Source organism: Streptomyces sp. SID13726 (assembly GCF_010548375.1).
Taxonomy (GTDB): domain Bacteria; phylum Actinomycetota; class Actinomycetes; order Streptomycetales; family Streptomycetaceae; genus Streptomyces.
Map to the genome: position 1 here is coordinate 17188 of NZ_JAAGLY010000025.1, position 25122 is coordinate 42309.

21 protein-coding genes are annotated in these 25122 nt (G+C 71.1%); 14 read left to right on the plus strand and 7 right to left on the minus strand.

Going from position 1 to position 25122, the window contains the following annotated elements; translation table 11 throughout:
* Positions 1 to 74: 74 nt before the first annotated feature.
* Complete coding sequence (locus G3I78_RS39180) at positions 75 to 3125, minus strand: AfsR/SARP family transcriptional regulator (RefSeq protein ID WP_164433803.1); 3051 nt, start codon at positions 3123 to 3125, stop codon at positions 75 to 77.
* A gap of 640 nt (positions 3126 to 3765) precedes the next feature.
* Between G3I78_RS39180 and G3I78_RS39185 the strand changes: the two genes are divergently transcribed.
* From G3I78_RS39185 to G3I78_RS39195, 3 genes are all read left to right on the plus strand, one after another.
* Positions 3766 to 5004, plus strand: a complete 1239-nt coding sequence (locus G3I78_RS39185) for an amidohydrolase family protein (RefSeq protein ID WP_164433805.1) — start codon at positions 3766 to 3768, stop codon at positions 5002 to 5004.
* The gene (locus G3I78_RS39190) at positions 5001 to 5921 is read left to right on the plus strand and encodes an LLM class F420-dependent oxidoreductase (RefSeq protein WP_164433807.1); all 921 of its coding nucleotides are present in this window, start codon (positions 5001 to 5003) and stop codon (positions 5919 to 5921) included. Before G3I78_RS39185 ends, G3I78_RS39190 begins: the two co-directional genes overlap by 4 nt.
* Before the next feature lie 67 nt (positions 5922 to 5988).
* Entirely contained in the window at positions 5989 to 6669 is a 681-nt protein-coding gene (locus tag G3I78_RS39195) for a response regulator transcription factor (protein ID WP_164433809.1), read from the plus strand.
* 7 nt (positions 6670 to 6676) lie between these two features.
* Here G3I78_RS39195 and G3I78_RS39200 read toward each other — a convergent pair whose 3' ends face one another.
* Positions 6677 to 7468 (minus strand): hypothetical protein, encoded by a 792-nt coding sequence (locus tag G3I78_RS39200; RefSeq protein ID WP_164433811.1) that lies wholly within the window; start codon positions 7466 to 7468, stop codon positions 6677 to 6679.
* A gap of 32 nt (positions 7469 to 7500) precedes the next feature.
* Positions 7501 to 8244: a hypothetical protein gene (locus G3I78_RS39205; RefSeq protein ID WP_343243963.1), complete on the minus strand. Its 744-nt coding sequence runs from the start codon at positions 8242 to 8244 to the stop codon at positions 7501 to 7503.
* 168 nt (positions 8245 to 8412) lie between these two features.
* Between G3I78_RS39205 and G3I78_RS39210 the strand changes: the two genes are divergently transcribed.
* The 6 genes from G3I78_RS39210 to G3I78_RS39235 all read left to right on the plus strand — a co-directional run bounded on the left by G3I78_RS39210 (position 8413) and on the right by G3I78_RS39235 (position 15263).
* Positions 8413 to 9183 (plus strand): SDR family NAD(P)-dependent oxidoreductase, encoded by a 771-nt coding sequence (locus G3I78_RS39210; protein WP_164433813.1) that lies wholly within the window; start codon positions 8413 to 8415, stop codon positions 9181 to 9183.
* Between the two features lie 102 nt (positions 9184 to 9285).
* Positions 9286 to 10404, plus strand: coding sequence for an LLM class flavin-dependent oxidoreductase (locus tag G3I78_RS39215; RefSeq protein WP_164433815.1), 1119 nt, complete (start codon positions 9286 to 9288; stop codon positions 10402 to 10404).
* 89 nt (positions 10405 to 10493) lie between these two features.
* Positions 10494 to 12224, plus strand: coding sequence for a D-aminoacylase (locus G3I78_RS39220; protein ID WP_164433817.1), 1731 nt, complete (start codon positions 10494 to 10496; stop codon positions 12222 to 12224).
* A gap of 56 nt (positions 12225 to 12280) precedes the next feature.
* On the plus strand, positions 12281 to 13714 hold the full coding sequence (locus tag G3I78_RS39225; protein WP_203616132.1) for an aldehyde dehydrogenase family protein: 1434 nt from the start codon (positions 12281 to 12283) through the stop codon (positions 13712 to 13714).
* A 136-nt stretch (positions 13715 to 13850) separates the two neighbouring features.
* Positions 13851 to 14387, plus strand: coding sequence for a DUF3455 domain-containing protein (locus G3I78_RS39230; RefSeq protein ID WP_164433821.1), 537 nt, complete (start codon positions 13851 to 13853; stop codon positions 14385 to 14387).
* A gap of 96 nt (positions 14388 to 14483) precedes the next feature.
* Positions 14484 to 15263, plus strand: a complete 780-nt coding sequence (locus tag G3I78_RS39235) for an alpha/beta fold hydrolase (RefSeq protein ID WP_164433823.1) — start codon at positions 14484 to 14486, stop codon at positions 15261 to 15263.
* Here G3I78_RS39235 and G3I78_RS39240 read toward each other — a convergent pair.
* Positions 15253 to 15645, minus strand: a complete 393-nt coding sequence (locus G3I78_RS39240) for a nitroreductase family deazaflavin-dependent oxidoreductase (protein ID WP_164433825.1) — start codon at positions 15643 to 15645, stop codon at positions 15253 to 15255. The two genes, G3I78_RS39235 and G3I78_RS39240, sit on opposite strands and share 11 nt — an antisense overlap.
* Positions 15646 to 15738: 93 nt before the next feature.
* Here G3I78_RS39240 and G3I78_RS39245 point away from each other — a divergent pair, with 93 nt between their 5' ends.
* Positions 15739 to 16557 (plus strand): endonuclease/exonuclease/phosphatase family protein, encoded by an 819-nt coding sequence (locus G3I78_RS39245; protein WP_203616117.1) that lies wholly within the window; start codon positions 15739 to 15741, stop codon positions 16555 to 16557.
* Positions 16558 to 16659: 102 nt separating this feature from the next.
* Here the strand turns inward: G3I78_RS39245 and G3I78_RS39250 are convergent, their stop codons facing one another.
* Positions 16660 to 16998: a hypothetical protein gene (locus G3I78_RS39250; protein ID WP_164433829.1), complete on the minus strand. Its 339-nt coding sequence runs from the start codon at positions 16996 to 16998 to the stop codon at positions 16660 to 16662.
* Positions 16999 to 17344: 346 nt separating this feature from the next.
* Here G3I78_RS39250 and murJ point away from each other — a divergent pair, with 346 nt between their 5' ends.
* Complete coding sequence (gene murJ, locus G3I78_RS39255) at positions 17345 to 18964, plus strand: murein biosynthesis integral membrane protein MurJ (protein ID WP_164433831.1); 1620 nt, start codon at positions 17345 to 17347, stop codon at positions 18962 to 18964.
* 38 nt (positions 18965 to 19002) lie between these two features.
* On the opposite strand, the gene G3I78_RS39260 is transcribed toward murJ, so the two are convergent.
* Entirely contained in the window at positions 19003 to 20136 is a 1134-nt protein-coding gene (locus G3I78_RS39260; RefSeq protein ID WP_164433834.1) for an NAD(P)/FAD-dependent oxidoreductase, read from the minus strand.
* A gap of 234 nt (positions 20137 to 20370) precedes the next feature.
* Here G3I78_RS39260 and G3I78_RS39265 point away from each other — a divergent pair, with 234 nt between their 5' ends.
* The 3 genes from G3I78_RS39265 to G3I78_RS39275 all read left to right on the plus strand — a co-directional run bounded on the left by G3I78_RS39265 (position 20371) and on the right by G3I78_RS39275 (position 24585).
* On the plus strand, positions 20371 to 21192 hold the full coding sequence (locus G3I78_RS39265) for an LLM class F420-dependent oxidoreductase (RefSeq protein ID WP_164433836.1): 822 nt from the start codon (positions 20371 to 20373) through the stop codon (positions 21190 to 21192).
* Positions 21193 to 21331: 139 nt separating this feature from the next.
* On the plus strand, positions 21332 to 23944 hold the full coding sequence (locus tag G3I78_RS39270) for a bifunctional FO biosynthesis protein CofGH (RefSeq protein ID WP_164433838.1): 2613 nt from the start codon (positions 21332 to 21334) through the stop codon (positions 23942 to 23944).
* A gap of 80 nt (positions 23945 to 24024) precedes the next feature.
* On the plus strand, positions 24025 to 24585 hold the full coding sequence (locus G3I78_RS39275; protein ID WP_164433840.1) for a hypothetical protein: 561 nt from the start codon (positions 24025 to 24027) through the stop codon (positions 24583 to 24585).
* An 8-nt stretch (positions 24586 to 24593) separates the two neighbouring features.
* Here the strand turns inward: G3I78_RS39275 and G3I78_RS39280 are convergent, their stop codons facing one another.
* Positions 24594 to 25121 carry a DUF2165 domain-containing protein gene (locus G3I78_RS39280; protein WP_164433842.1) on the minus strand — a complete coding sequence of 176 codons (528 nt, stop codon included), beginning with the start codon at positions 25119 to 25121 and terminating at the stop codon, positions 24594 to 24596.
* Position 25122 lies beyond the last annotated feature (1 nt).

Sequence of the window (25122 nt, forward strand, 5' to 3'; positions counted from 1 at the left end):
CGGGTCCGGCACCGGTACCTGCACCGGTACCTGCACCGACACCGGCAGGCGGTCGGTGGGAGGGTTTGCCCTGATCAGGGCCGCCCCACCGGCCGTCCCCGCTCCTGCGCGGCGCCCGACGGGCCCAGCAGAAGCCGTACGTCGGCCGCCTCCGGTGAGCCCAGTTGCTCGAAGATGCCGAGGGCCTCCTGCCAGCAGGCCTCCGCCCGGCCGGGCTGTCCGAGTCCGCTGAGGGCGCGGCCGAGGACCGTCAGGACGTTGCCGCGCCGCCACTCGCCGCCGATGCCCCGCAGCACCGCGAGGGCCTGCTCGGTCAGTGCGGCGGTCTGCGCGGGTCGGTGGCCGACGAGGTGGGCCTCGGCGAGCCGGAAGAGGGTCATGCCCTCCCAGAGCCGCTGGCGGCTGTCCCGGAACACCTCCAGGGCCTCCGTCAGCCGGTCCACGGCCGTGTCCAGCCGCCCCTGCCCGGTGAGCGCGAGGCCGAGCGCGTACCGGCCGTTCGCGCCGCGCAGGGTGTGGCCGAGACGGTCGTAGATGACGATGCCCTGCTGGGCCAGTTCCACGGCGCTGGTGCTCTGCCCCATGGCCAGGTGGATCCGGGAGAGGTTGCACAGCGCGCTGGCCTCGCCCGCGAGGTTTCGGTCGAGCCGGAAGCTCTCGATGGCCTCCTTGAGGCACGCCTCGCCCTCGGCGTGCCGCCCCTGGTAGAGGGCGATGATGCCCCGGTCGTTGGCGGCCCAGCAGCCGGCCACCAGGTCGTCGGCCGCGCGGGCGAGGTCCATGGCCAGCTGGGCTTCCGCGTCGGCGTGCTCGAAGCGGCCGGCGACGAGATGGACGTTGGTGAGGGTGGTGAGCGCACGCGCGCGTGTGCGCGGTTCGTCCGCCGCGTCGGCCGCGTCCCGCAGGGCGAGGGCGGCCACCTCGTACTGCTTGGAGTTGGCGCCGGACTCGGCCAGGTCCTTCGCCACCCACAGCAGGTCCACCGCGCGCCGCAGCAGGGCCCCCTTCGCGCACTGCTGGACGAAGGCGAGCAGGGCGTTGGCCTCCGCGTACAGCCAGTCCTGTGCGGTGTGGCGGTCCGCGAACGACAGCCCGGGGTGGCGGATCTCCTCCAGGTGCTCCACCAGCCGGTCGCCGGGCCGCTCGATGGCGTACACGGCCGCCGCGCTCGCGAGGTAGAAGTCCAGCAGCCGCGACAGCGCGGCCTCACGCTCGCTGGGCGGCCACTCGTCGCGTTCGGCGCACGCACGCGCGTAGAGGCGTACGAGATCGTGGAACCGGTAGCGGCCGGGCGCCGCCGACTCCAGGAGTGAGGTGTCGACCAGGGCCTCCAGGAGGTCCTCGGTGTCCTCGGTGGGCAGGTCGAGTACGGCGGCCGCGGCGGCCAGCGAGATGTCGGGGCCGTCGGCGAGGCCGAGGAGGCGGAAGGCGCGGGCCTGGGCCGGTTCCAGGGCGCCGTAGCCGAGTTCGAAGGTGGCCTTGACGGCGAGGTCGCCGGCCTGGAGCTCGTCGAGGCGGCGGCGTTCGTCGGCGAGTTTCGCGGCGAGGACGGAGACGGTCCAGGTGCGGCGGGCGGCGAGGCGGGAGGCGGCGATGCGGATGGCCAGCGGGAGGAAGCCGCAGGCGGCGACCACGTCGAGGGCGGCCTCGCGCTCGGCGGCGACCCGCTCCGCGCCGACGATCTTCGTGAACAGCTGGAGCGCCTCGTCGGGGGACATGACGTCGAGGTCGACGAGGACGCCGTCGGCGAGGCCGACCATGCGGACGCGGGAGGTGACCAGGGCCGCGCAGCCCTCGGTGCCGGGCAGCAGGGGGCGTACCTGGGCCGCGTCGCGGGCGTTGTCGAGCAGCACGAGGATCCGGCGGCCGTCGAGGACCGAGCGGTAGAGGGCGGACCGCTCCTGGAGGGAGTCCGGTATCGCGGAGTCGGGGGTGCCGAGGGCTCTGAGGAAGGCGCCGAGGACGGTCTCCGGTTCGGCGGCGAGAGAGCCTGCGCCCTGGAGGTCGACGTACAACTGCCCGTCGGGGAAGGCGGATCGGGCCTGGTGGGCCACGTGCACGGCCAGCGTGGTCTTGCCGACGCCGCCGATGCCGGCCAGCGCGGAGACCGCCATCACCCGGCCCTCGGAGCCGGAGGCGAGGACCTCGCTGAGTTCGGTGACGAAGGAGGCGCGGCCGGTGAAGTCCGGGACGGTCGCCGGGAGTTGGGCGGGGCGGACCGGGGCGGCGACGGGTTCGGGCTGCGGGGAGGAGGGCTCGGCGAGGCCGGGGTCGGCCTGGAGGATGCGCTGCTGGAGTTCGCGCAGGCCGGGGCGGGGGTCGACGCCGAGTTCGTCGGCGAGCAGGCGGCGGGTGTCGGCGTAGACCGCGAGGGCCTCGGCCTGGCGCCCTGAGCGGTACAGGGCCAGCATGAGGAGTTCCCTGAGCCGCTCGCGCAGGGGGTGTTCGGCGGTCAGCGCGGTCAACTCCGAGACGGCCTCGGCGTGACAGCCCTGCTCCAGGTCCATGTCGAGGCGGGTTTCGAGGAGTTGCAGCCGCCACTCCTCAAGGCGCACGCGTTGTGCCTCGGCGTACGGCCCGGGTACGCCGGCCAGCACCTCGCCGTCCCACAGGGCCAGCGCGCGGCCGAGCACGTCCCGGGCGTGGCACAGGTCCCCGGCGTTCTTGGCCCTCTCCGCCTCGGTGGCCAGCTCCTGGGCGGCGGCGAGATCCAGCGCGTCCTCGCGCAGTCCCCGGATCGCGTACCCGCCGGACTCGCTCACCAGGACCCCGGGGTCGAGGACCTTCCGCAGCCGCGAGGCGTACGTCCGCAGCGCGGCCAGCGCCTGCGACGGGGACTCCTCGCCCCACAGGGCGTCGATCAGCTCACTCGCGGTCGCCGTCCGCCCGGCGCGCAGCAGAAGAGCGGCGAGCAGGGCGCGCTGCTGAGGCGACCCGGTGTTCAGCAACTCCCCGCCCCGCCAGGCCCGCACGGGCCCGAGCACACAGAAGCGGAGGAGGGCGGCCTCCTGGCCCTCGGGTCGGCTGTCTCCGGCGCTCACGGGGGTACCCGAGTGCGCCGTGTCCCCGGCCCCCGCCGGGGAGCCGGGTCGCCTCTGCTCCGGTACCCGCGGTACACCGTCCATCGCCGTCCCCCTAGGGCCTGTTTACAACCCAGTCAGTTTGCCTTGTCCGCGGCGGATGCGTCAGCTGTGGAGAGCGTGATCACAGGTGGGCACGCGGGAAATCACAAGGCCCTCACCCGGTCTCCGCACGCTTTCGCACGGGGGGCGGCCGGGGCGGGGGGCGTGTGCGGAGTCGTCGGGGGTCGTGCGTGGAGCTGTCCGGGGGCGTGTGCGGAGTCGTCGGGGGTCGTGCGTGGAGCTGTCCGGGGGCGTGTGCGGAGTCATCGGGGGTCGTGCGTGGAGCTGTCCGGGGGCGTGTGCGGAGTCATCGGGGGTCGTGCGTGGAGCTGTCCGGGGGCGTGTGCGGAGTCATCGGGGGTCGTGCGTGGAGCTGTCCGGGGGCTGTGCGCGGAGTCATCGGGAGCCGCGCGCGGAGCTGTCGGGGGCCGTGCGCGGAGTCATCGGGAGCCGCACGCGGAGCTGTCCGGGGCCGTGCGCGGAGTCATCGGGAGCCGCACGCGGAGCTGCCGGGGTTCGCGCGCGGAGTCAGCGAGAGCCGTACACGGCGTCATCGGCGGCCGTGCGCGGAGTCAGCGGGAGCCGTACGCGAAGCCATCGGGGACCGTACACGGAGCTGACGGGTCGTCAGATCGGCGCTACCGTGAGCGGCATGGAGACCACGACGGCACTTCCGAAGATCATCTCCGTCGACGACCACACGGTGGAGCCCGCCGATGTCTGGCAGAGCCGGCTCCCGAAGAAGTACCTCGACACCGGGCCCCGGATAGTCCGCGCGCCGCTGAAGGAGATCAGCTTCCTCGGCGGCCGGTTCCGGCCCGTGATGGGCGCCCCCGGCGACGAGGGCCCGCTCGGCGACTGGTGGCTCTACGAGGACCTCCGCCGCCCCCTCACCCGCCTCGACACCGCCGTCGGCTACAGCAGGGACGAGATCAAGCTGGAGGTCATCACCTACCAGCAGATGCGCCCCGGCTCCTTCGACGTCCCCGCCCGCCTCGCCGACATGGACGTCAACCACGTCCAGTCCGCGGTCTGCTTCCCCACCTTCCCGCGCTTCTGCGGCCAGACCTTCACCGAGGCCAAGGACCACGACCTCGGGCTGCTGTGCGTCCAGGCCTACAACGACTGGATGGTGGAGGAGTGGTGCGGCCCGCAGGCGCAGGGACGGCTCATCCCGCTCACCCTCATCCCGCTGTGGGACGCCGAGTTGGCCGCCGCCGAGGTACGGCGCAACGCGGCCCGCGGGGTCCGGGCCGTCGCCTTCTCCGAGATACCCCCGCACCTGGGCCTGCCCTCCGTCCACTCCGACGACTGGGACCCCTTCCTCGCCGCCTGCGACGAGACCGGCACCGTCGTCGCGATGCACATCGGCTCCAGCAGCCGTATGCCGTCCACGTCCAAGGACGCGCCGCCCGCGGTCGGTTCGACGATCACCTTCGCCAACTGCTGCTTCTCCATGGTCGACTGGCTGATGAGCGGCAAGTTCGAGCGCTTCCCCAACCTCAAGGTGATGTACGCCGAGGGCCAGATCGGCTGGATCCCCTACATCCTGGAGCGCGCCGACGTCGTCTGGGAGGAGAACCGCGGCTGGGGCGGCGTCGCCGACAGGGTCCACCGCCCGCCGTCCGAGCTGTTCGCCGAGCACGTCTACGGCTGCTTCTTCGACGACGCCTTCGGGCTCAGGAACCTCGACTCGATCGGCGTCGGCAACGTCCTCTACGAGACCGACTACCCCCACTCCGACTCCACCTGGCCCAAGTCCCGCGAGGTCGGCGAGGCCCAGATGGGCCACCTGGACCCCGAGGTGGTCGAGCGGATCGTCCGCGGCAACGCGATCGACCTGCTCGGGCTCACCCCCGAGGGGCTGTGGAGCCGTCCATGAGGTACGGCATCCAGCTGCCCGTCCAGTCCCAGAGCACGATCTACGCCGAGCCCTGGGAGGCCGGTGCCGGTCCGGCGGACCTCGTGGCGATCGCCCGGGCCGCCGACCGCGCCGGGTTCGCGTACGTCGCCGCCTGCGACCACGTGGCGATCCCGCGCCGCCTCGCGCCCGCGATGAGCACGGTCTGGTACGACCCGGTCGCCACCCTCGCCCATCTGGCGGGGGTGACCGAACGGGTGCGGCTGCTCAGCCATGTGGCCGTCGTGGGGCTACGGCACCCCCTGCTCACCGCCAAGCAGTACGCCACCCTCGACCACCTGAGCGGCGGCCGGCTGATCCTCGGCGTCGGCGCGGGGCACGTCCAGGAGGAGTTCGAGGCGCTCGGCGTCGACTTCACCGCGCGCGGGGCCGTACTGGACGAGTCGATCGACGCCCTGAGGAGCGCTCTCGGCCCCGACGAGTTCCCCGAACACCACGGCAAGCTCTACGACTTCGAGGGACTCGGGCAGCGTCCGCGCCCCGCGCAGGCCCACGTCCCGCTGTGGGTCGGCGGCTCCTCCCCGGCCGCCGTCCGCCGGGCCGCCCTCAAGGGCGACGGCTGGCTGCCCCAGGGCGATCCCCGGGACCGGCTGCCCGAACAGATCGACCGGATACGGCGACTGCGGGACGAGGCGGGCCTGGACGGGCCGTTCGCCATCGGGGCCATCGCCGAGCCGCTGTACGTCGGCACGCCCGCGTGGGACGTGGGCCGCCGCACGCTCACCGGGACGCCGGCGGCCCTCGCCGAGTCGCTGCGGGCCTACCGCGCGATGGGCGTGGACCAGATCCAGGTGCGGTTCCGCAGCCGGGCGGTGTCCGAACTCCTCGACCAGATCGAGCGGTTCGGCGCCGAGGTCGGTCTGTTATTGAAAGCTTGAACAAGCTCCCGCCGGGCCGCGTATGTACGAACGTACGGACGTGACGGCCCCGGCGGAAGGACCGTAAGTGCGCACCTCCGGCAACTCCCCCCACGCTTCGACCCACTCTTCCCCTCACCCTTCCTCCCACCGCCTCTCCGTCGCCCTGGCCTGCGTGGACGGCGACTGGCCGCACGAGGACTGGCCGGCCGCGGACGACCCGTACGTGGGTCGGGTCGTCCGTCTGGCACGGCCCTTCCGGGTCCCGGCCGCCGTCGACGTGGTCATCCTGCGCTGCGACGAACCACTCGACGCGCTCGGCGAGTTGACCGGCTCCGGTGCCCCCGTGATCGTGGTCAGCGGGCACCGGGACACGGAGACCGTCGTCGAGGTCTTCCGGCGCGGCGCGGGCTATCTCGTCGAGGGCGACCACTGCACCTGCATGCTCTCCTCGGCCGTGGTCGGCGCCACCGTGGGACACACCTATCTCTCGCCGTCCGCCTGCGCCGCCCTGCGCGAGGGCGCCCGGCACACACCGGTCGCGGGCGAGGCCATCGAGCGGCTGCGCGCACTGCTCTCGCCGCGCGAACGCGAGGTGATGGAGCTGCTGTCGACCGGGCTCGGCGCCCAGGAGATCGGGCTGCGGCTGAGGCTGAGCGAGAAGACCGTCCGCAACAACCTCAGCAACATCTACGCCAAACTCCACGCCCGCGGCAGCACGGACGCGGTCCTGCGCTGGCTGGGGGCCAAGCCCATGGTTCGCACCTGAGAACCCGTCAGAGCGCCGGGACCTCCGAGAGGGGTATTTCCAGATCCGTGACGTTCTCGCCGCCCTCACCGAATCCGGGTTCCGAACGCAGCGCCAGCGTGGAGTTCTTCAGTCCGGACGCCTCGGGGGTTCCGCATTTCACATTGCGGAGCCACAGCCGCCCGTCCGGAGTTCCGTTGTTCAGGATCTGCGGATAGAAGACGTGGATACTGGTGGCGCCCTCGCTCGGTGAGAAGAACACCGTCTGCCCGTCCTGCGGTTCCTTGTACGTGGCCTTGATGAACCCGCTCACGTCGGTACGCTTGTGCGACCACATGAAGAAGCCGATGCTGTCCGCCTGCACGGTGTCGGACCGCTCGAAGGCCAGCGTGGTCTTCTTGTCGTCCCGGGTGATGTTGACTTCCTTGGTCTGGAACTTCGCGCCGATCTCGAAGAAGGAATTCCCGAGCTTGATACCGCTGTCGGCGACGAATCCCTCCTCCAGCTGAATCGTCCGCGTCACCGAGGCGCTCACGCTGAAACTCTTCGTCGTGGTCGAGGCGTTCCCGCAGTTGTCCGAGACGGGCGAGACCCGTTCGTTCGGGCCGAGGCTGTCCCGCTTGAACTGGACGTCGACGAACCGGCAGTCCGTCAGCTTGTCGGAGTCGGCGCGGCAGTCGGCCGTGACCTCCGAAGGGGTGGCGGCACCGGCCGGGTTCAGCAGGGTGACACCGGCGGCGACGGCGACCGCGGGCGCGGCGACCATGAGCGCCAGGCGCTTCCTGCGACTGCGCCGACCGTGGACTCTGGAGCGGGACATGAGGGTTTCTCCTGGTGAGAGGGGGATCGGGGTCAGCAGTCTTCGAGTACGGTCTTGGCGGTGCCGTCCACCACTCCGGGGGCGCCGGCCGCGCCGGGCAGCATGCTGGGGCCCTCGACGACGTCCTCCAGGACGAAGTTCTTCTCGGGCGTCGGGTTGTTGGCGAAGTCACCGGGGAAGGCGTCGATGCGCACCCGCCATTCGCCGGTCATACGCTGCATCTTCGGCGTGAACAGAATGTGCGCGACCTTTCCGACCGGCACCTCGACGGTGTCCTTGCTGCCCGCCTTCACGGTGTTCGTCGTCATGTCGAGCGAGCTCTTGTGGACCGACCAGGTGCCGCTCAGAACACCGAAAAGGCCGCCGGAACCGCCCTGCACCGTGGCGATCTGCTTGCCCTTTCCCTGGGCCACCTCGGACTCCCAGGCGATGGACACCTTGGCCGGATCGGTGGCGTTCGGCTCGCAGTTGGGGAAGTCGATCGACGCCTTCTCGGTGGGGCCGTCGAAGGTCTCGAAGTTGGTCTCGACGAAATCGCAGTTGTCGGATCCGAAGCTCGGTCCCGCGATGGGGTGCCCGCCGAAGTCGTCGATGGACTGCTGTTTTCCGTCGAGCACTTTCGCCCTCTTGCACAGGTCCATGATCTGCGCCGGGGTCTTCTCCTCGGCCGCGTTCGCCGACGGCAGCAGAACGGTGACCACGGCACCGCCGGTGGCCAGGGCCGCGCCGATCGCCACGTACCGGACCTTCTTGTTCCTGAGTCTCCTTCTGGCCACGCCAGTCTCCGTTCTTGGGGGTGGCTTTGCCTTGCCGTGACGGATTATTGGTGGACCCTGTGAGGCGTGCACAGAGGCAAATGTCCCTACCCGTAGGTCACTTGCTATCTGACGTTCCGTCAGATTCGGCGCTACGATGCGGACCTCACCGATGCGAAGGGGTTCGCCATGGGCAAGCTCGACGGCCGCGTCGTCCTCGTTACCGGCGCGGCGCGCGGACAGGGGGAGCAGGAGGCCCGGCTGTTCCGTGCGGAGGGTGCCGAGGTCGTCGTGGCGGACGTGCTCGACGAACAGGGAGAGGCGCTCGCCGAGGAGATCGGCGCCCGCTACGTCCACCTCGACGTGAGCCGGGAGGACGAGTGGCGCTCCGCGGTCGAGACGGTCGCCGAGGCGCACGGCCGGATCGACGGGCTGGTCAACAACGCCGGCATCCTGCGCTTCAACGCCCTCCTCGACACCCCGCTCGACGAGTTCATGCGGATCGTCGAGGTCAACCAGGTCGGCTGCTTCCTGGGCGTCAAGACGGTCGCCCCGCGGATGTCCGACGGCGGCACCATCGTCAACACCGCCTCCTACACCGGCGTGACCGGCATGGCCGCGGTCGGCGCCTACGCGGCCAGCAAGCACGCGATCCTCGGGCTCACCCGGGTCGCCGCGCTGGAACTCGCCCCGCGCGGCATCCGCGTCAACGCGATGTGCCCGGGCGCGATCGACACCGCCATGTCCAACCCGGCCGCCCTGGACCCCTCGATGGACGGCGAGGAGGCGGCCCGTGGACTCGACCGGTTCTACCGCAAGATCGTGCCGCTCGGGCGGATCGGGCAGCCGCAGGAGGTGGCCCGGCTCGCGCTCTTCCTCAGCTGCGAGGACTCCTCCTACATCACAGGCCAGCCCTTCGTGATCGACGGCGGCTGGCTCGCCGGAGTCTCGCTCGGCTGACGGGCCGTCATGTCTTGACCATCCAGGCGCCCGGTGCCACAGTCGGCGGCAGATCGGGAATCTGACGGAGTGTCAGAAACAGACTGGGGACGGTGAACCTCCTTGGAATTCGGGCTCTTTGTACAGGGATACGTGGGAAAGCGCGCCGAGACCGACCCGCTGGCCGAGCACAAGGCGCTGATGGAGGAGACCGAGTACGTCATCCAGGCGGACAAGTCCGGGTTCAAGTACGCCTGGGCGTCCGAGCACCACTTCCTGGAGGAGTACTCGCACCTCTCCGCCAACGACGTGTTCCTCGGCTACCTCGCGCACGCCACCGAGCGCATCCACCTCGGCTCCGGGATCTTCAATCCGCTCGCCCAGGTCAACCACCCCGTGAAGGTCGCCGAGAAGGTGGCCATGCTCGACCATCTCACCGAGAACCGCTTCGAGTTCGGCAGCGGACGCGGGGCCGGGTCCCACGAGATCCTCGGGTTCATACCGGGCGTCACCGATATGAACTACACCAAGGAGATCTGGGAAGAGACCATCGCCGAGTTCCCCAAGATGTGGCTCCAGGACGAGTACGTCGGCTTCCAGGGCAAGCACTGGCAGCTGCCGCCGCGCAAGATCCTGCCCAAGCCGTACGGGAAGTCGCACCCCGCGATGTGGTACGCCGCCGGGTCGCCGCCGTCGTACGCGATGGCCGCCCGCAAGGGGCTCGGGGTGCTCGGGTTCAGCGTGCAGAAGGTCTCCGACATGGAGTGGGTGCTGGAGCAGTACAAGACCGCTGTCGTGGACGCCGAGCCCATCGGGGACTTCGTCAACGACAACGTGATGGTGACGACGACGGCGATCTGTGCGCCGACGCATGACGAGGCGATCCAGATCGCGGTAAACGGCGGGCTGCACTATCTGCCCTCGCTGGTGTTCCGGTACCACGACACCTTCCCGCGGCCCGAGGGGTTCCCTGTGTGGCCGGAGACGCTGCCCGAGTACACCGCGGAGTTCGTCGAAGTCCTCATCGAGGAGGAGCTGTTGATCTGCGGGGACCCCGATGAGGTGGTCCGGCAGTGCAAGCGGTGGGAGCAGGCGGGGGCGGATCAGTTGAGCTTCGGGTTGCCGGTGGGGGTTCCGAAGGAGGAGACGTTGCAGACGATTCGGTTGATCGGGGAGCACGTGATTCCGAAGATCGATACGGATCCTGTGCATCGGACTACGCGGTTCCGGAGGGGTGTCTGAGCTTCGAGGGCGGCTGCGGGTGTGTGGGGGCTGGTCGCGCAGTTCCCCGCGCCCCTGAATGCGCAAGGTAGGCCGAGGAGGCAACGTTCATGCTCGATCACGTCATCAAAGGGGCGACCGTTGTCGACGGGACCGGCGCCCCCGCCCGCACCGCCGACGTCGGCATCAGGAACGGTCGTATAGCTGTCATCGGAGACATCGGTGAGGACGCCCGCACCACCGAGGACGCCACCGGGCTCGTCCTCGCCCCCGGGTTCGTCGACCCCCACACCCACTACGACGCCCAGTTGTTCTGGGACCCGTACGCGACCCCGTCCCTCAACCACGGAGTCACCACCGTCGCCGCCGGGAACTGCGGGTTCACGCTCGCGCCGCTCAACCCCGCGCGCCCCGAGGACGCCGACTACACGCGCCGCATGATGTCCAAGGTCGAGGGGATGTCGTTGGTGGCCCTGGAGGAGGGGGCGCCCTGGAGTTGGCAGTCCTTCGGGGATTATCTGGACGCACTCGAAGGGCGGATCGCCGTTAACGCGGGGTTCATGGTGGGGCATTGCGCGCTGCGGCGGTACGTCATGGGGGCGGATGCCGTCGGCGGGCAGCCGTCCGAGGAGCAACTGGCTGAGATGCTGCGGCTGTTCCATGAGGCCATGGACGCCGGGGCCTGGGGGTTCTCCACCACCCAGTCGTCCACGCACTCCGACGGGGACGGCAAGCCCGTCGCGTCCCGGCACGCCCTGCCCGCCGAACTCCTCGCGCTGTCCAAGGCAGTCGGGGAGCACGAGGGGACGCAGATCGAGGCGATCGTCGCCGGGTGTCTCGATCAGTTCAGTGATGCCGAGATCGAGCTGTTCGTGGAGATGAGCGCGGCGGCGGGGCGGCCGCTCAACTGGAACGTGCTGACCATCGACTCGGCCGTACCGGAGCGGGTGCCGAGGCAGCTGTTCGCGAGCGAGCAGGCGAGGAAGGCGGGCGGCCGGGTCGTCGCGCTGACCATGCCGATCCTCACTCCGATGAACATGTCCCTGGGCACCTTCTGCGCCCTCAACCTCATCCCCGGGTGGGGGCCGGTCCTCTCGCTGCCCGTCCCCGAGCGGATCGAGAGACTGCGCGACCCGGACGTACAGGCCGAGTTGGTGCGGCACTCCCAGGCCAAGGAGGCCGGCGTCTTCCGGCGGCTGACCAACTTCGGGCGGTACGTCATCGGGGACACGTACAGCGAGGCGAACCGTGGGCTCAGCGGGCGGGTCGTGGAGGACATCGCGGCCGAGCGCGGGCAGACGCCGTTCGGCGCGCTCGTCGAGATCTGCGCGGCCGACGACCTGCGTACGGTCCTGTGGCCCATGCCGACCGACAACGACCCGGCGTCCTGGGCGATGCGTGCCGAGGCCTGGCAGCACGAGGACGTGATGCTGGGCGGGTCCGACGCCGGGGCGCATCTGGACCGGATGTGCGGGGCGCCGTACACGACCCGTTTCCTCGGGGACTGTCTGCGCGGGCGGAAGCTGACCACGCTGGAGCAGGCCGTGAAGATGCTCACCGACGATCCCGCCCGGCTGTTCGGGCTGCGGGAGCGCGGGCGGATCGAGGAGGGCTTCCATGCGGACCTCGTGCTCTTCGACCCGGAGCGGATCGACGCGGGCACGGCCACCCTGGTGCACGACCTGCCGGGTGACAGTCCGCGGCTGGACTCCCGGGCGATCGGGATACGGGCCGTGTGGGTCAACGGAGTCGAGGCGATCCGGGACGACGTGGTGAGCGGGGCCGTACCGGGCCGGGTGCTGCGCTCGGGGCGGGACACCCGGACGGTGAGCACCAAGTGAGCTCCACAGGCGCTTCTGCGGACGGTTCGTCGCACAACTCCCCTGACGAACAGCGGCTGTTCGTCGGTGGCGAGTGGGTGACGCCCGACGGCGGGCACTACGCGGTGGCCGACCCCGCCACCGAGGAGACCGTCGGGTGGGCTCCGGAGGCCTCGCGGGATCAGGTGCACGCGGCCTGTGCCGCGGCTCGTGAGGCCTTCGGGCCGTGGTCGCGCACGGCGCCGGGAGAGCGGGCGGCGATCCTCGCCCGGGCCTCCGACATCGTGCGCTCCCGGCTCGTGCCGTACGCCGGACTCGCCCAGGCCGAGACCGGGGCGACCACCGGGACGGCCCGGGCCATGCAGGTCGGCGTGGCCGTCGCCCGCTTCCGGCGGTACGCGCAGGTCGAGCCCGCCGAGTGGGCGATCCCGCCGCAGATCAACGAGGCCGGGCCGATGGGGAAGGCCGCCGTGATGGGCGCCCTGGCCGTCCGGCAGCCCGTCGGGGTCGTCACCTGCATCACCTCGTACAACAACCCCTGGGCGAACCCGGCCGGGAAGATCGCCCCCGCCCTCGCCATGGGCAACACCGTCGTCGTGAAGCCCGCCCCGCAGGACCCCCTGTCCGTGTACCGCATGGCGGAGGCGCTGGAGGCCGCCGGGGTGCCGCGCGGGGTCGTGAACGTGGTGAACGGCCGTTCCGTCGAGGTCGGCGAGGCCGCCGTCGACTCACCGGACGTCGACATGGTCAGCTTCACCGGCTCCACGGCGGTCGGGCAGCGCATCGGCGAGGTGTGCGGGCGGTCCATGAAACGGCAGTTGATGGAGCTGGGCGGCAAGGGCGCCGCGGTCGTCCTCGACGACGCGGACCTCGGCGCGGCGGTGGCCGGCATCGGCACCACCTTCTCCTTCTACAGCGGACAGATCTGCACGGCGCCCACCCGGGTGCTGGCACAGCGCGGGATCTACGACCGTCTCGTCGAGCAACTGGCCGCCTACGCGGGGCGGTTGACGGTGGGCGACCCTCGCGAGGCCGGGACGGTCGTCGGACCGGTGATCTCGGCCGCGCACCGGGAGCGGGTGGAGTCGTACATCGAACTCGGCCGCAAGGAAGGTGCCGTGGTGGTCGCCGGCGGCGAACGGCCCGATCTGGACCGGGGTTTCTATGTCGCGCCGACCCTGCTCGCGGACTGCGGGCCCGGGACACGGGTGGTCCGGGAGGAGATCTTCGGGCCGGTCGTGACCGTGACGCCCTTCGACGACGAGGAGGAGGGGATCGCCCTCGCCAACGACAGCGACTACGGCCTGATCGACTACGTCTGGTCGGCGGACGTGGCCCGTGCCTTCCGGGTGGCGCGGCGGCTGCGGGCCGGGGGAGTCGGGGTCAACACGGTCGGCCGCAACATGGAGGCGCCGTTCGGCGGCTTCCGCAGGAGCGGGGTCGGGCGGGACTGCGGCTCGTACGCGCTGCACGCCTACAGCGAGGTGCAGTCGATCGTCTGGCCGGGGTGAGACGTGCCGCGGACACGCCCGTGCCCTCAACTCCCTCTGGAATACACATAGATGGCCTAGAGTCCCGGAGCGGTGGGGTGGCGACATCGATGTCGGCGCCCTGAAAAGCAGTCAAAAACCGTTCCGGAGAACTGACTTGAAGCTCACCAAGCGTCTCGCCATGACCACCGCGGCCCTCGCCGCCGCGACCGCCTTCCTGGGGACGACCACCGGCAACGCCGCCCCCGCGGACGCCGCGCCCCGGCCCGTGAAGGCCCCCGCCGCGCTCAAGGTGCCCGCCGGCAACAAGCTCACCGGCGTGTACCCCGCCCGGGGCGTGCAGACCTACACCTGCACCGACGGTGCCTGGAAGCTCCTGGAGCCCGCCGCCACCCTGTCCGACCGCAGAGGACGCACGGTCGCCCTGCACTCCCGCGGCCCCGTCTGGGTCTCCACGGTGGACGGCAGCGCGGTGAACGCCGCGGCCGTCGCCACCTCCCCCAAGACCGGCACCATCCCCGAACTCCTGCTCCAGGCCACGGCCACTCGGGGCTCCGGCGTCTTCGGCGGGGTCTCCTACATACAGCGCCTGAACACCACGGGCGGCGTCGCCCCGGCCACCGCGTGCACCGGCACGGACCAGGTGAGCGTGGCGTACACGGCGACGTACGCGTTCTACAAGCCGGCGAAGTGACGTGACAGGGGGATCGGCGGCACCGGTCACCGGTCCCCCTCCGGCACGACGGACCCCGGCGAGTACTCGGGCCCCGGCACGGGAACAGTGGCGGGTATGGGACACATGGTGCAGGTCAGGGGTGGCGAGGTCTGGGCCGAGGACACCGGGACGGACACCGGCGGGGCACCGCCCCTGGTGCTGCTGCACCCGGGTGTCGGCGACTCCCGGGCCTGGGACCCCGTGCTGCCCGCCCTGACCGCACGGCACCGCGTGATCCGGTACGACGCCCGCGGCTACGGCGGATCACCGGCGCCGACCGTGTCGTACACCCTCGTCGAGGACCTCTGGAGCGTCCTGGACCACTTCTCCGTCGAGCGCGCGGTCCTGGTCGGCAGCAGCATGGGCGGTACGACCGCGCTGGACGCGGCGCTGGCCGAGCCCGACCGGGTGGCCGCCCTGGCGCTCCTGGTCCCCGGCGTCAGCGGCTACCCGGACCTGGAGGTCCCCGAGGTGACCGCCCGGATCGGCGAACTCGCCACCGCAGGCGACAAGGACGGCCTGGTGGAGCTGTTCCTGACCATCTGGGGCAGGGCCGGCACACCCCCCGACCGCGACGCCGAGCGGCTGCTGCGGGCGGCGCTCCCGGCCTGGTTCACCACGTACGGCCACCAGACCGAGTCCGCCCCGGCCTTCGACCGCCTCGGCGAACTGGACCTCCCCTGCGCCCTCCTGCTCGGCGAGGACGACCAGCCCGAGGTGGTCCGCTGCAACGAGGCGATGGCGGCCCGCATCCCCGGCTGCCTGCTGGTCCGCGCCCCGGCCTGCGACCACTTCCCGACGCTCCGGGTGCCGGGGACGGTCGTAGAACTGGTCTCGGGTCTCCTCAGCCGCTGAGATCCACCCGCACGGTCAACTGCCCTGCCCCTATGGCCCGCACGGCCGCGCTGTTCATCACGGGCAGCGAGCGCAGGCGTACGGCGGTGTCGTCGTCCGGCAGCAGATGCGCCGTCCCCGGGTGCCACCGCCCGCGGATCCGCACCCGCACCCGCGGGTCGGCCTTGATGTTGCGGACGTACTGCGACCGTTCCCCGAACTCGGAGACCAGCCAGAAGGAGTCCCCGACTCGCTTGCCGCCCACGGGAGTTCGGCGGGGCAGGCCCGAGGTGCGGCCGGTGGTCTCCAGGACGGTCTGGAGCGGCAGGCGGCGCATGATCGGGTTGAGGCGGCGCTGGAAGGCCGTGGCGGCGCGGTACTTGCGCTCGGCGTTGGGGGACATGGTCTCGGGGCTCCCGTCGCTCGTCTTCCGTATTCTGACCGGCGGCCTCGATGATCTCAGGGTGGCCGCCGGGCGGACGAAGGGGTGTCGGCGATGCGCGTGGTGACCTGGAACCTGTGGTGGCGCTTCGGCCCGTGGGCGGAACGCCAGAAGGCGATCCTGGCGGTGCTGCGGGAGCTGCGGCCGGACGTCGTCGGCCTCCAGGAGGTGTGGTCGGCGGGCACGGAGAACCTCGCGCGGTGGCTGGCGTCCGAACTCGGCCTGCACTGGGCGTGGGCGCCCTCACCGGCCTCCGAGCGCTGGCAGCGGCGGATCGGCGACCCCGGGGTGGAGGTCGGCAACGCGGTGCTCAGCCGCTGGCCGGTCATCGAGGAGGCCGTCCTGCGACTGCCCGCCCCCGAGGACCTGGACGACGGCCGCCTCGCCTTCCACACCCGGCTCGCGGGACCGTCGTACGACATCCCCTTCTTCACCACCCACCTCACCTCGGCCCCGGACGCGTCGGCGCTCCGCTGCCAACAGGTCACCGCACTCGCGGAGTTCGTCGCCGCCCACCGCGGCACCGGCGCCTTCCCGCCCGTCGTCACCGGCGACTTCAACGCCTGGCCCGACTCCGACGAGATCCGCCTCTTCGGCGGCTACAAAACGGCCCCGGCCGCCCCCGGCCAACTCTTCCTCGACGCCTGGGAGTACGCGCCCCCGACAGCCCCCTCCGCGACCTGGGACCCGGCGAACCCGTACGTCCACCACTCCCCACCGGCCCGCATCGACTACATCCACGTGGGCCTGCCGGGGGCGGGAGGCCTGGGCCACGTCCGCGGCGTCCGGCGCGCGGGGGACGGGCCGGTGGAGGGGGTGTGGCCGTCGGATCATGCGGCGGTGGTGGCGGAGTTGGCGGACGGGGCAGTGTGACTTCAGGTGGTCGAGCAGGGCGAAACGGCCCGCCGGTCGGAATGGCGGGCCGTTTCGAATTCCGGGTGAAGCGTTCCGTGATTGTCAGCGGCTAATGCCTTCTCAGCATCCTTCGGTGATGCTGGTCACCCCGGCGTCGAAGACCGAACTGCCCTTTCCTGCGGGGGTGAGCCAGCACTGGCTTCCCGCGGCGACGTGCACTCTGACGTATATCCCGCTGGAACAGTGGTTGTTGTAGTAGATCGTGGTGGACGTGATTCCGTCGCTGAACGAGTAATTGGCGTAGTTACCCTGCGGCAGCGTGCATGCGAAGCTGTAGCTGGCCCTGGGGCTCACGACGTCCGGGTGGGTGGCGTCGGTCTGCGTCGCCGCCGAGCTGACACCGGTTCCGAGCGCGATCAGGAACCCCGTCGCCGCGACTGTCGCCACTGTTCGGCGCATTCGTTTTCCTCTCGTGAAGAGACAGTTCGCTGTGCCTGATTTCACGTGCGGTCGCCAACTATCCATGAGGTATCTCGCAGTTGCCAGGGATCGTTTTCGGTCGACGTGGACAGGGAATGGCGAGAACTGATCCTTCCAGCCCCTCAATTCGCCCGAATTTATCGCGCTTTGAGCTGCCGTCGACGATGAAAGGTAAGTCCGCTGCCGGGCAGAGTAAGAATTCGGCTCGCATTGGCATTCGCCCACGTCGGGCCTGTAGCTTGGGCGCGTGGCCGCCCGCGACTTCGATACGCTCCAGTTCCGCCGAGTTCCCGTTTCCGCCCCGGTCAATGAGTCCTCCGGTCTCATGAAGTCCAGCGCTCTCATGGCGGCCGGCACTCTGGTCTCACGTCTGACCGGATTTCTGCGCACCCTGGTCATGGGAGCCGCGCTGGGGGTGGGAACACTCAACGACACCTATCAGGTGGCCAATACGCTCCCCACCATGATCTACGTCCTGGTCGGCGGAGGTGCCCTCAACGCGGTCTTCATTCCGCAGTTGGTCCGGTCGATGAAAGAGGACTCCGACGGGGGCGCCGCGTACGCCAACCGTCTCATGACCCTGGTCGTCACATTCCTCGGATCGACCACCCTGATATGTGTCGTCGCGGCACCGGAGTTCATCCGGGTCATGGCGCCCTCGATGGCCGACCGTCCCGACCAGATGAGCGTCGCGGTCACCTTCGCCCGTTACTGCCTGCCCACCATGTTCTTCATGGGGATTCACGTGGTGATGGGGCAGATCCTCAATGCGCGCGGGCGGTTCGGCGCCATGATGTGGACGCCGGTTCTCAACAACATCCTGATCATCGTCGCTTTCGGATCGTTCGTCTGGGTCTTCGGCACGGCCGCGCATTCGGGAATGTCGGCGGCGTCGATCACACCGCAGGGAGTGCGCCTGCTCGGGGTCGGCACCCTGCTGGGGCTGACGGTCCAGGCGCTGGCGATGATCCCCTACCTGCGCGACTCGGGATTCCGGATCCGCCTTCGCTTCGACTGGCGAGGCCACGGCCTCGGGAAGGCTCTCGGCCTCGCCAAGTGGACCTTCCTGTTCGTGCTCGTCAACCAGGCCGGCATGGTCGTGGTGACGCGTCTCGCCACCGCCGCCGGCGCCGCCGCGGAGACGGCCGGACACCCCGGCACCGGCATCACCGCCTACAACTACGCGCTCCTGCTGTGGCAGATGCCGCAGGCCATCGTCACCGTCTCCGTGATGACGGCCGTCCTTCCCCGCATCGCCCGCGCGGCCGCCGACGGCGATCACCGAGCGGTACGGGACGACATCTCACAGGGGCTGCGCACGTCGGCGGTCGCCATCGTCCCCTGCGCCTTCGCGTTCCTCGCCCTCGGCGTCCCGCTGATCCAGCTGCTCTACGCCGGAGCCGGCGAGCAGGGCGCCCGCAACATCGGCTTCGTCCTGATGGCCTTCGCCCTGGGACTGATCCCTTACTCGGTGCAGTACGTGGTGCTGCGCGGCTTCTACGCGTACGAGGACACCCGGACCCCCTTCTTCAACACCCTCATCGTCGCGCTGGTGAACGCGGTCGGCTCCTTCGCCGCCTATCTCCTGCTCCCCGCGCAGTGGGCCGTGACCGGCATGGCCTTCGCGTACGGCCTGGCCTACGTCATCGGTGTCGGCGTCGCCTGGAGACGGCTCCGCGGCCGGCTCGGCGGCGACCTCGACGGCCGCAGGGTCGCCCGCACCTACCTGCGCCTGATCGGGGCGAGCCTCCCCGCGGCCCTGGCGGCCGGATCGACCGCCGCCTGGCTGATGACGGCGATCCACCCTCCCGTCGTCGCCGCGCTCACCGCGCTCGCGGCCGGGGCGACGGTGCTGATCGCCCTGTTCCTCCCCCTCGCACGCGTGATGCGCGTCAGCGAGGTCGACGCCATGGTGGGCATGGTCCGCACCCGCCTCGGCCGCTGACGGAACGCGACGGCCCGCCCGCCGACCGGCCGGGCCGCTCAGGCGTCCTGCCCCGCCCCGGTGAACATCTCGATCAGGCCGTGGGGTGTGTCGTCGCCGAACATCAGCCCGTACAGGTCGGTGCCCTCCGTGGCGGATTCGGTGCTGCGTGGGAACATGGCCCGCTCGTGCGCGGTGAGCGCCGTCTCGATGTCGTCGGGGTGGGCCGCGAGGAACTGGGCGAGTTCGGCGCCGTCCAGCATGGCGAGGTTGGCGCCCTCGCCGTTGGGGGCCGCGACATGGGCGGCGTCGCCGATCAGGGTCACTCCGGGGACCCGGGCCCAACTGTGGCCGACCGGGAGGGCGTTGAAGGGGCGCAGGACCGGGGCGGAGTCGCCGTCGGTGATCAGGGCGGTGAGTTCGGGCGCCCAGCCCTCGAACTCCGCCGCGATCCGTGCCCTGGCCGCCGCCGGGTCCGTGAAGTCGACGTCCTCGAACCAGTCCGTCGGCCGGGCGAGCATCACGTACGTGTGCAGGGTGCCGCCCTTCTCCCGGTGGACCACGAACCCCTTGCCCGGCGCCAGCACGAACAGCGCCCCGTCGCCCACCGCCTTCGCCGCGGCCGGGTGCCGGGTGTCGGCGTCGTAGAGGTAGGTCTCGACCGACGACATGCCCGTGTACTCGGGTGTCACGCCGGTCAGCAGCGGCCGTACCCGCGACCACGCGCCGTCCGCGCCGACCAGCAGGTCCGTCGTGACCGTCGTACCGTCGGCGAACGTCACCTCGTGGCGGCCCCCGCCGAGGGACCGGGTGCCGCTGACCTTGTGGCCCCAGCGGACCGTGCCCGGCGGCAGCGAGTCGAGCAGCAGCTGCCGCAACTCGCCGCGCTGCACCTCCGGGCGCTCGCCGGTGCCGTCGTCGGCCTTGTCGAACAACAGCGTGCCGTCCCGGTCGAGCAGACGGGTGGCCTCCCGGCCCTCCAGGACCAGACCGCGGAACTCCTCCGTCAGACCGGCCGCTTCGAGGGCGAGCCGGCCGTTGTAGTCGTGGATGTCGAGCATCCCGTCCTGCGAGCGGGACGTCGGCGACGGCTCCGCCTCGTAGACGGTGGACGTCATGCCGTGGACGTGCAGGACACGGGCGAGGGTGAGGCCGCCGAGTCCGGCGCCGATGATGGTTGCGTGGGTGGTCATGGTGGCTCCTGATGTGTTGGGAGGGGGCCGGGTGCTGGTGCCGGCGGGGCCCTGGTGACCTCGCGGCCCCGGGATCTACGGCTAGCCTCCGCGCCCCCGTCGACAGGCCGCCGACATCGCACCGACAGCCCCGACATACGGCCGACAGACGCCCGACAGTCCCGCATCCCCCCTCGCACAGATGCCGACCAGTCGGTATGGACATGTGCCGCCAGGACCGGTAGAGATGCACCCATGCGTATCTCCGTGACGATCTTCCTCACCGACGAGACCATCACCCCGACCCGGCTCGCCCGTGAGCTGGAGGCGCGCGGGTTCGCCGGGCTGTATCTCCCCGAGCACACCCACATCCCCGTCGAGCGGGCGACCCCGTACCCGGCCGGTGGCGAGCTGCCGCGCGAGTACGGCCGTACCCTCGACCCCTTCGTCGCGCTCGGCCAGGCCGCCGCCGTCACCGAGCGCCTCGGGCTCGGCACCGGCATCACGCTCGTCGCCCAGCACGACCCGATCGACCTGGCCAAGCAGATCGCGACCCTGGACCACCTCAGCGGCGGCCGGTTCACGCTCGGGCTCGGGTTCGGGTGGAACGTGGAGGAGGCCGCCGACCACGGTGTCGAGTGGCGTACCCGGCGGGAGCTGGCGCGGGACCGGATGCGGCTCATGCAGGCGCTGTGGGCGGACGAACCGACCGCCTACGAAGGGGAGTTCGGGAGTGTCCGGGCCAGCCACGCCCACCCCAAGCCCATCCAGAGGCGGACCCTGGTGGGCGGTGCCGCCGGGCCCAAGCTGTTCTCCCACATCTGCGACTACGCCGACGGCTGGCTCCCCATCGGCGGACGCGGTCTCACCGAGTCCGTCCCGGTCCTCCGCGCCGCCTGGACCGACGCGGGCCGCGACCCGGCCGCCCTCCAGGTCGTCCCGTACGCCGTCCTGCCCACCCCCGGCAAGCTCGCCCACTACGCCGAACTCGGCATCGAGGAGGTCGTGCTCCAGCTGCCGCCGGCGGGGGAGGGGGAGGTGCTGAAGGTGCTCGACGAGTACGCCGCGTACTTGTAACCCAGGGCCAGGCGGCCAACCAGGGGCGCGGGGAACTGCGCGACCAGCCACGACGAGCCCGCACCCGGCATCACACCGCGTCCCCCACCACCACCCCCGTCCCCGCTGAACCGGCGGAGCCCCTCCGTATGCTCGAAGGATGACGACTTCCGCGACCTCCGGAACCGGCCCCACCGACCGCCCCGGCGGTACCGGCCCCACCGAGAACTCCATGCGTCGCGCCCTGAAACGCGCCCGGGACGGCGTCGCCCTGGACGTGGCGGAAGCGGCGGTGCTGCTGCAGGCGCGCGGTGAGGCGCTCGTCGATCTCACCGCGTCCGCCGCCCGGATCAGGGACGCGGGTCTGGCGCAGGCGGGCCGCCCCGGCGTCATCACGTACTCGAAGAGCGTCTTCGTCCCGCTGACCCGGCTGTGCCGGGACAAGTGCCACTACTGCACCTTCGTGACCGTGCCCGGCAAGCTCCGCCGGGCCGGGCACGGCATGTTCATGTCCCCCGACGAAGTCCTCGACGTGGCCCGCAAGGGCGCCGCGCTCGGCTGCAAGGAAGCCCTGATCACGCTCGGCGACAAGCCCGAGGACCGCTGGCCGGAGGCCAGGGAGTGGCTGGACGCGCACGGCTACGACGACACCATCGCCTACGTCCGCGCGATCTCCGTCCGCATCCTGGAGGAGACCGGACTGCTGCCCCACCTCAACCCCGGCGTGCTCTCCTGGACCGACTTCCAGCGGCTCAAGCCCGTCGCCCCGAGCATGGGCATGATGCTGGAGACGACGGCCACGAGGCTCTGGTCCGAGCCCGGCGGCCCCCACCACGGCTCCCCGGACAAGGAACCCGCCGTACGCCTGCGGGTCCTGGAGGACGCCGGCCGTTCCTCCGTGCCCTTCACCTCCGGCATCCTCATCGGGATCGGGGAGACGTACGAGGAGCGCGCCGAGTCCCTGTTCGCGCTGAGGCGCACGGCACGGGCGTACCACAGCGTCCAGGAGCTGATCATCCAGAACTTCCGCGCCAAGCCGGACACCGCGATGCGCGGCATGCCGGACGCGGAGCTGGACGAACTCGTCGCCGCGGTGGCCGTCGCCCGCCTGATCATGGGCCCGGCCGCCAACATCCAGGCCCCGCCGAACCTCGTCGACAGCGAGTACGAGCGGCTGATCGGCGCGGGCATCGACGACTGGGGCGGGGTCAGCCCGCTGACCATCGACCACGTCAACCCCGAGCGCCCCTGGCCGCAGATCGAGGAGCTGACCGAGCGCTCCCGCGCCGCCGGTTTCGAGCTGCGGGAACGGCTGTGCGTGTACCCCGAGTTCGTGCGGCGCGGCGAGCCCTGGCTGGACCCGCGGCTACGGCCGCACGTGGCGGCCCTCGCCGACCCGGAGACCGGCCTCGCGCGCCCCGACGCCCTTCCGCGGGGGCTGCCGTGGCAGGAGCCGGAGGAGGTCTTCGTCCCCTCCGGCCGCACCGATCTGCACGCCACGATCGACACCGAGGGCCGTACGTCCGACCGTCGCGACGACTTCGACGAGGTCTACGGCGACTGGGGCGCCCTGCGCGAGGCGGCCGCCCCCGGCATGGTGCCGGAGCGCATCGACACGGACGTACGGCAGGCCCTGCGCACGGCCGCCGACGACCCGACCAGGCTGACCGACGACGAAGCCCTCGCGCTGCTGCACGCGGACGGCCCCGCCCTCGACGCGCTGACCCGGATCGCCGACGACGTGCGCCGATCGGCGGTCGGCGACGACGTCACGTACATCGTCACGCGGAACATCAACTTCACCAACGTCTGCTACACGGGCTGCCGTTTCTGCGCCTTCGCCCAGCGGCGCACCGACGCCGACGCCTACACGCTCTCCCTCGACCAGGTCGCCGACCGCGCCCAACAGGCCTGGGAGGTCGGCGCGGTGGAGGTCTGCATGCAGGGCGGCATCCATCCGGACCTGCCCGGGACGGCGTACTTCGACATCGCGCGCGCGGTGAAGGAGCGCGTGCCCGGCATGCACGTGCACGCCTTCTCGCCGATGGAGGTCGTCAACGGCGCGACCCGCACCGGGATGTCGATCCGCGAGTGGCTGACCGCCGCCAAGGAGGCCGGCCTCGACTCCATACCCGGCACCGCCGCCGAGATCCTCGACGACGAGGTCCGCTGGGTCCTCACCAAGGGCAAGCTGCCGACGGCCACCTGGATCGAGGTGATCGAGACCGCCCACGAGGTCGGCCTCAGGTCCTCCTCGACGATGATGTACGGCCATGTCGACCAGCCCCGCCACTGGCTGGGCCACCTGCGCACCCTGGCCGGCATCCAGCAACGCACCGGCGGCTTCACGGAGTTCGTGACGCTCCCCTTCATCCACACCAACGCCCCGGTCTACCTGGCCGGCATCGCGCGCCCCGGCCCCACCATGCGGGACAACCGGGCGGTCACCGCGATGGCCCGCCTGCTGCTGCACCCCTGGGTGCCGAACATCCAGACCAGCTGGGTCAAGCTCGGCACCGAGGGCGCGGCCGAGATGCTGCGCTCCGGCGCGAACGACGTCGGCGGCACCCTGATGGAGGAGACGATCTCGCGGATGGCGGGTTCGTCGTACGGCTCCTACAAGTCGGTGAAGGACCTGGTCGCCGTGGCCGAGGCGGCGGGCCGTCCGGCGCGTCCGCGCACCACGCTCTACGGCGAGGTGACGCGGGAGCGGCAGAACGCGGCGGCCGTGTCGGACGGGCACCTTCCGCGGTTGTTGCCGGTGCTGGACTGAGCGTCGGCCGGGACGGGTGTCGAGGCGGAGGCCGGTACGATGATCCGACCCCCGTTCGACGGGGATCCTTAGCCGAGGAGATGCGTGCCGTGCCAGCCCCGAAGGTCTGGGTGACGGGTCTGACCGTGGGGGCGATCGCCGCTGTCGTCGCCCTGGCCGTACAGGCCGACAAGGGAACGAAGCCAGCCGTGGCCGTCACCGCACGGCCGAGCGCGGCGGCCTCCCCGAGCCCGTCGGCGAAGCCCCGGCCGGCCTCGACCGCCGTCCCGGACAGCTCCGGCACCGGCCGCCGGATCGTCTACTCGCTCGCGCTGAAGCGGGTGTGGCTGATCGACGCGAGCGAGGCCGCGCGGCGCACGTTCGCGGTGTGGCCGGGGACCGTGGACCCGGCCCCCGGCAAGTACTCCGTCTCCCTGCGCCGGGGCGACCCGACGACCGGGTCCGACGGCGTGCGGATCGAGCACATCGTGTACTTCACCGCCGTCGACGGCGTGAACGTCGCCTTCTCCAACGCGGTGGACGGCTCCTCGCCCCCGCCCGCCGACGGCGCCCGAACCGGCGGCATCCGCATGAGCGCGGCGGACGGGTCGGCGCTGTGGACGTTCGGCGAGACGGGGACGACGGTCGTGGTGGTCGGCTAGCGGAGCCGTCAGCTGTCGGCTGAGACCTGCTTCCGGTCGGTGAGGCTCACCACCAGCAGCACGACCCCGCTGAGCAGGAACACCCGCAGCGCGGCGTCGAGCCCGTTCCAGGTCTTCGACTGCCACATCGAGAACCACTCCCCGCCGATCGCGATGAACCCGGCGCCGAAGAGCAGCATCAGCATGAGCAGCCCGTACGTCGAGAACCGCCGGGCGGCCGCGTCGTCACGCCGGACCCACAGCCAGGTGCCGTATATCAGCACGAGCGCCGCCAGCGTCTCCCAGACGATGATCGCGACATACGCCGTGTTCTGAAGTCCCTTGCTGGTGACGGCTCTCCACATCAGATCGTCGTCCTTGAACGTCGTATCCATCGCGAGCACATGCTGCACGAACGCCTGATTGGTCCCGAAGTCCGTGATGTTCCCGAAGGCCACCAGGGCGATGTAGAGCGCGACCGTCGCGGTGAGCAGGGTGGCCGCGAGGTGGAGTGCGCTGCGTGAGGTGTGTGAGGTGCGTGGGGGTGTCGATGCCATG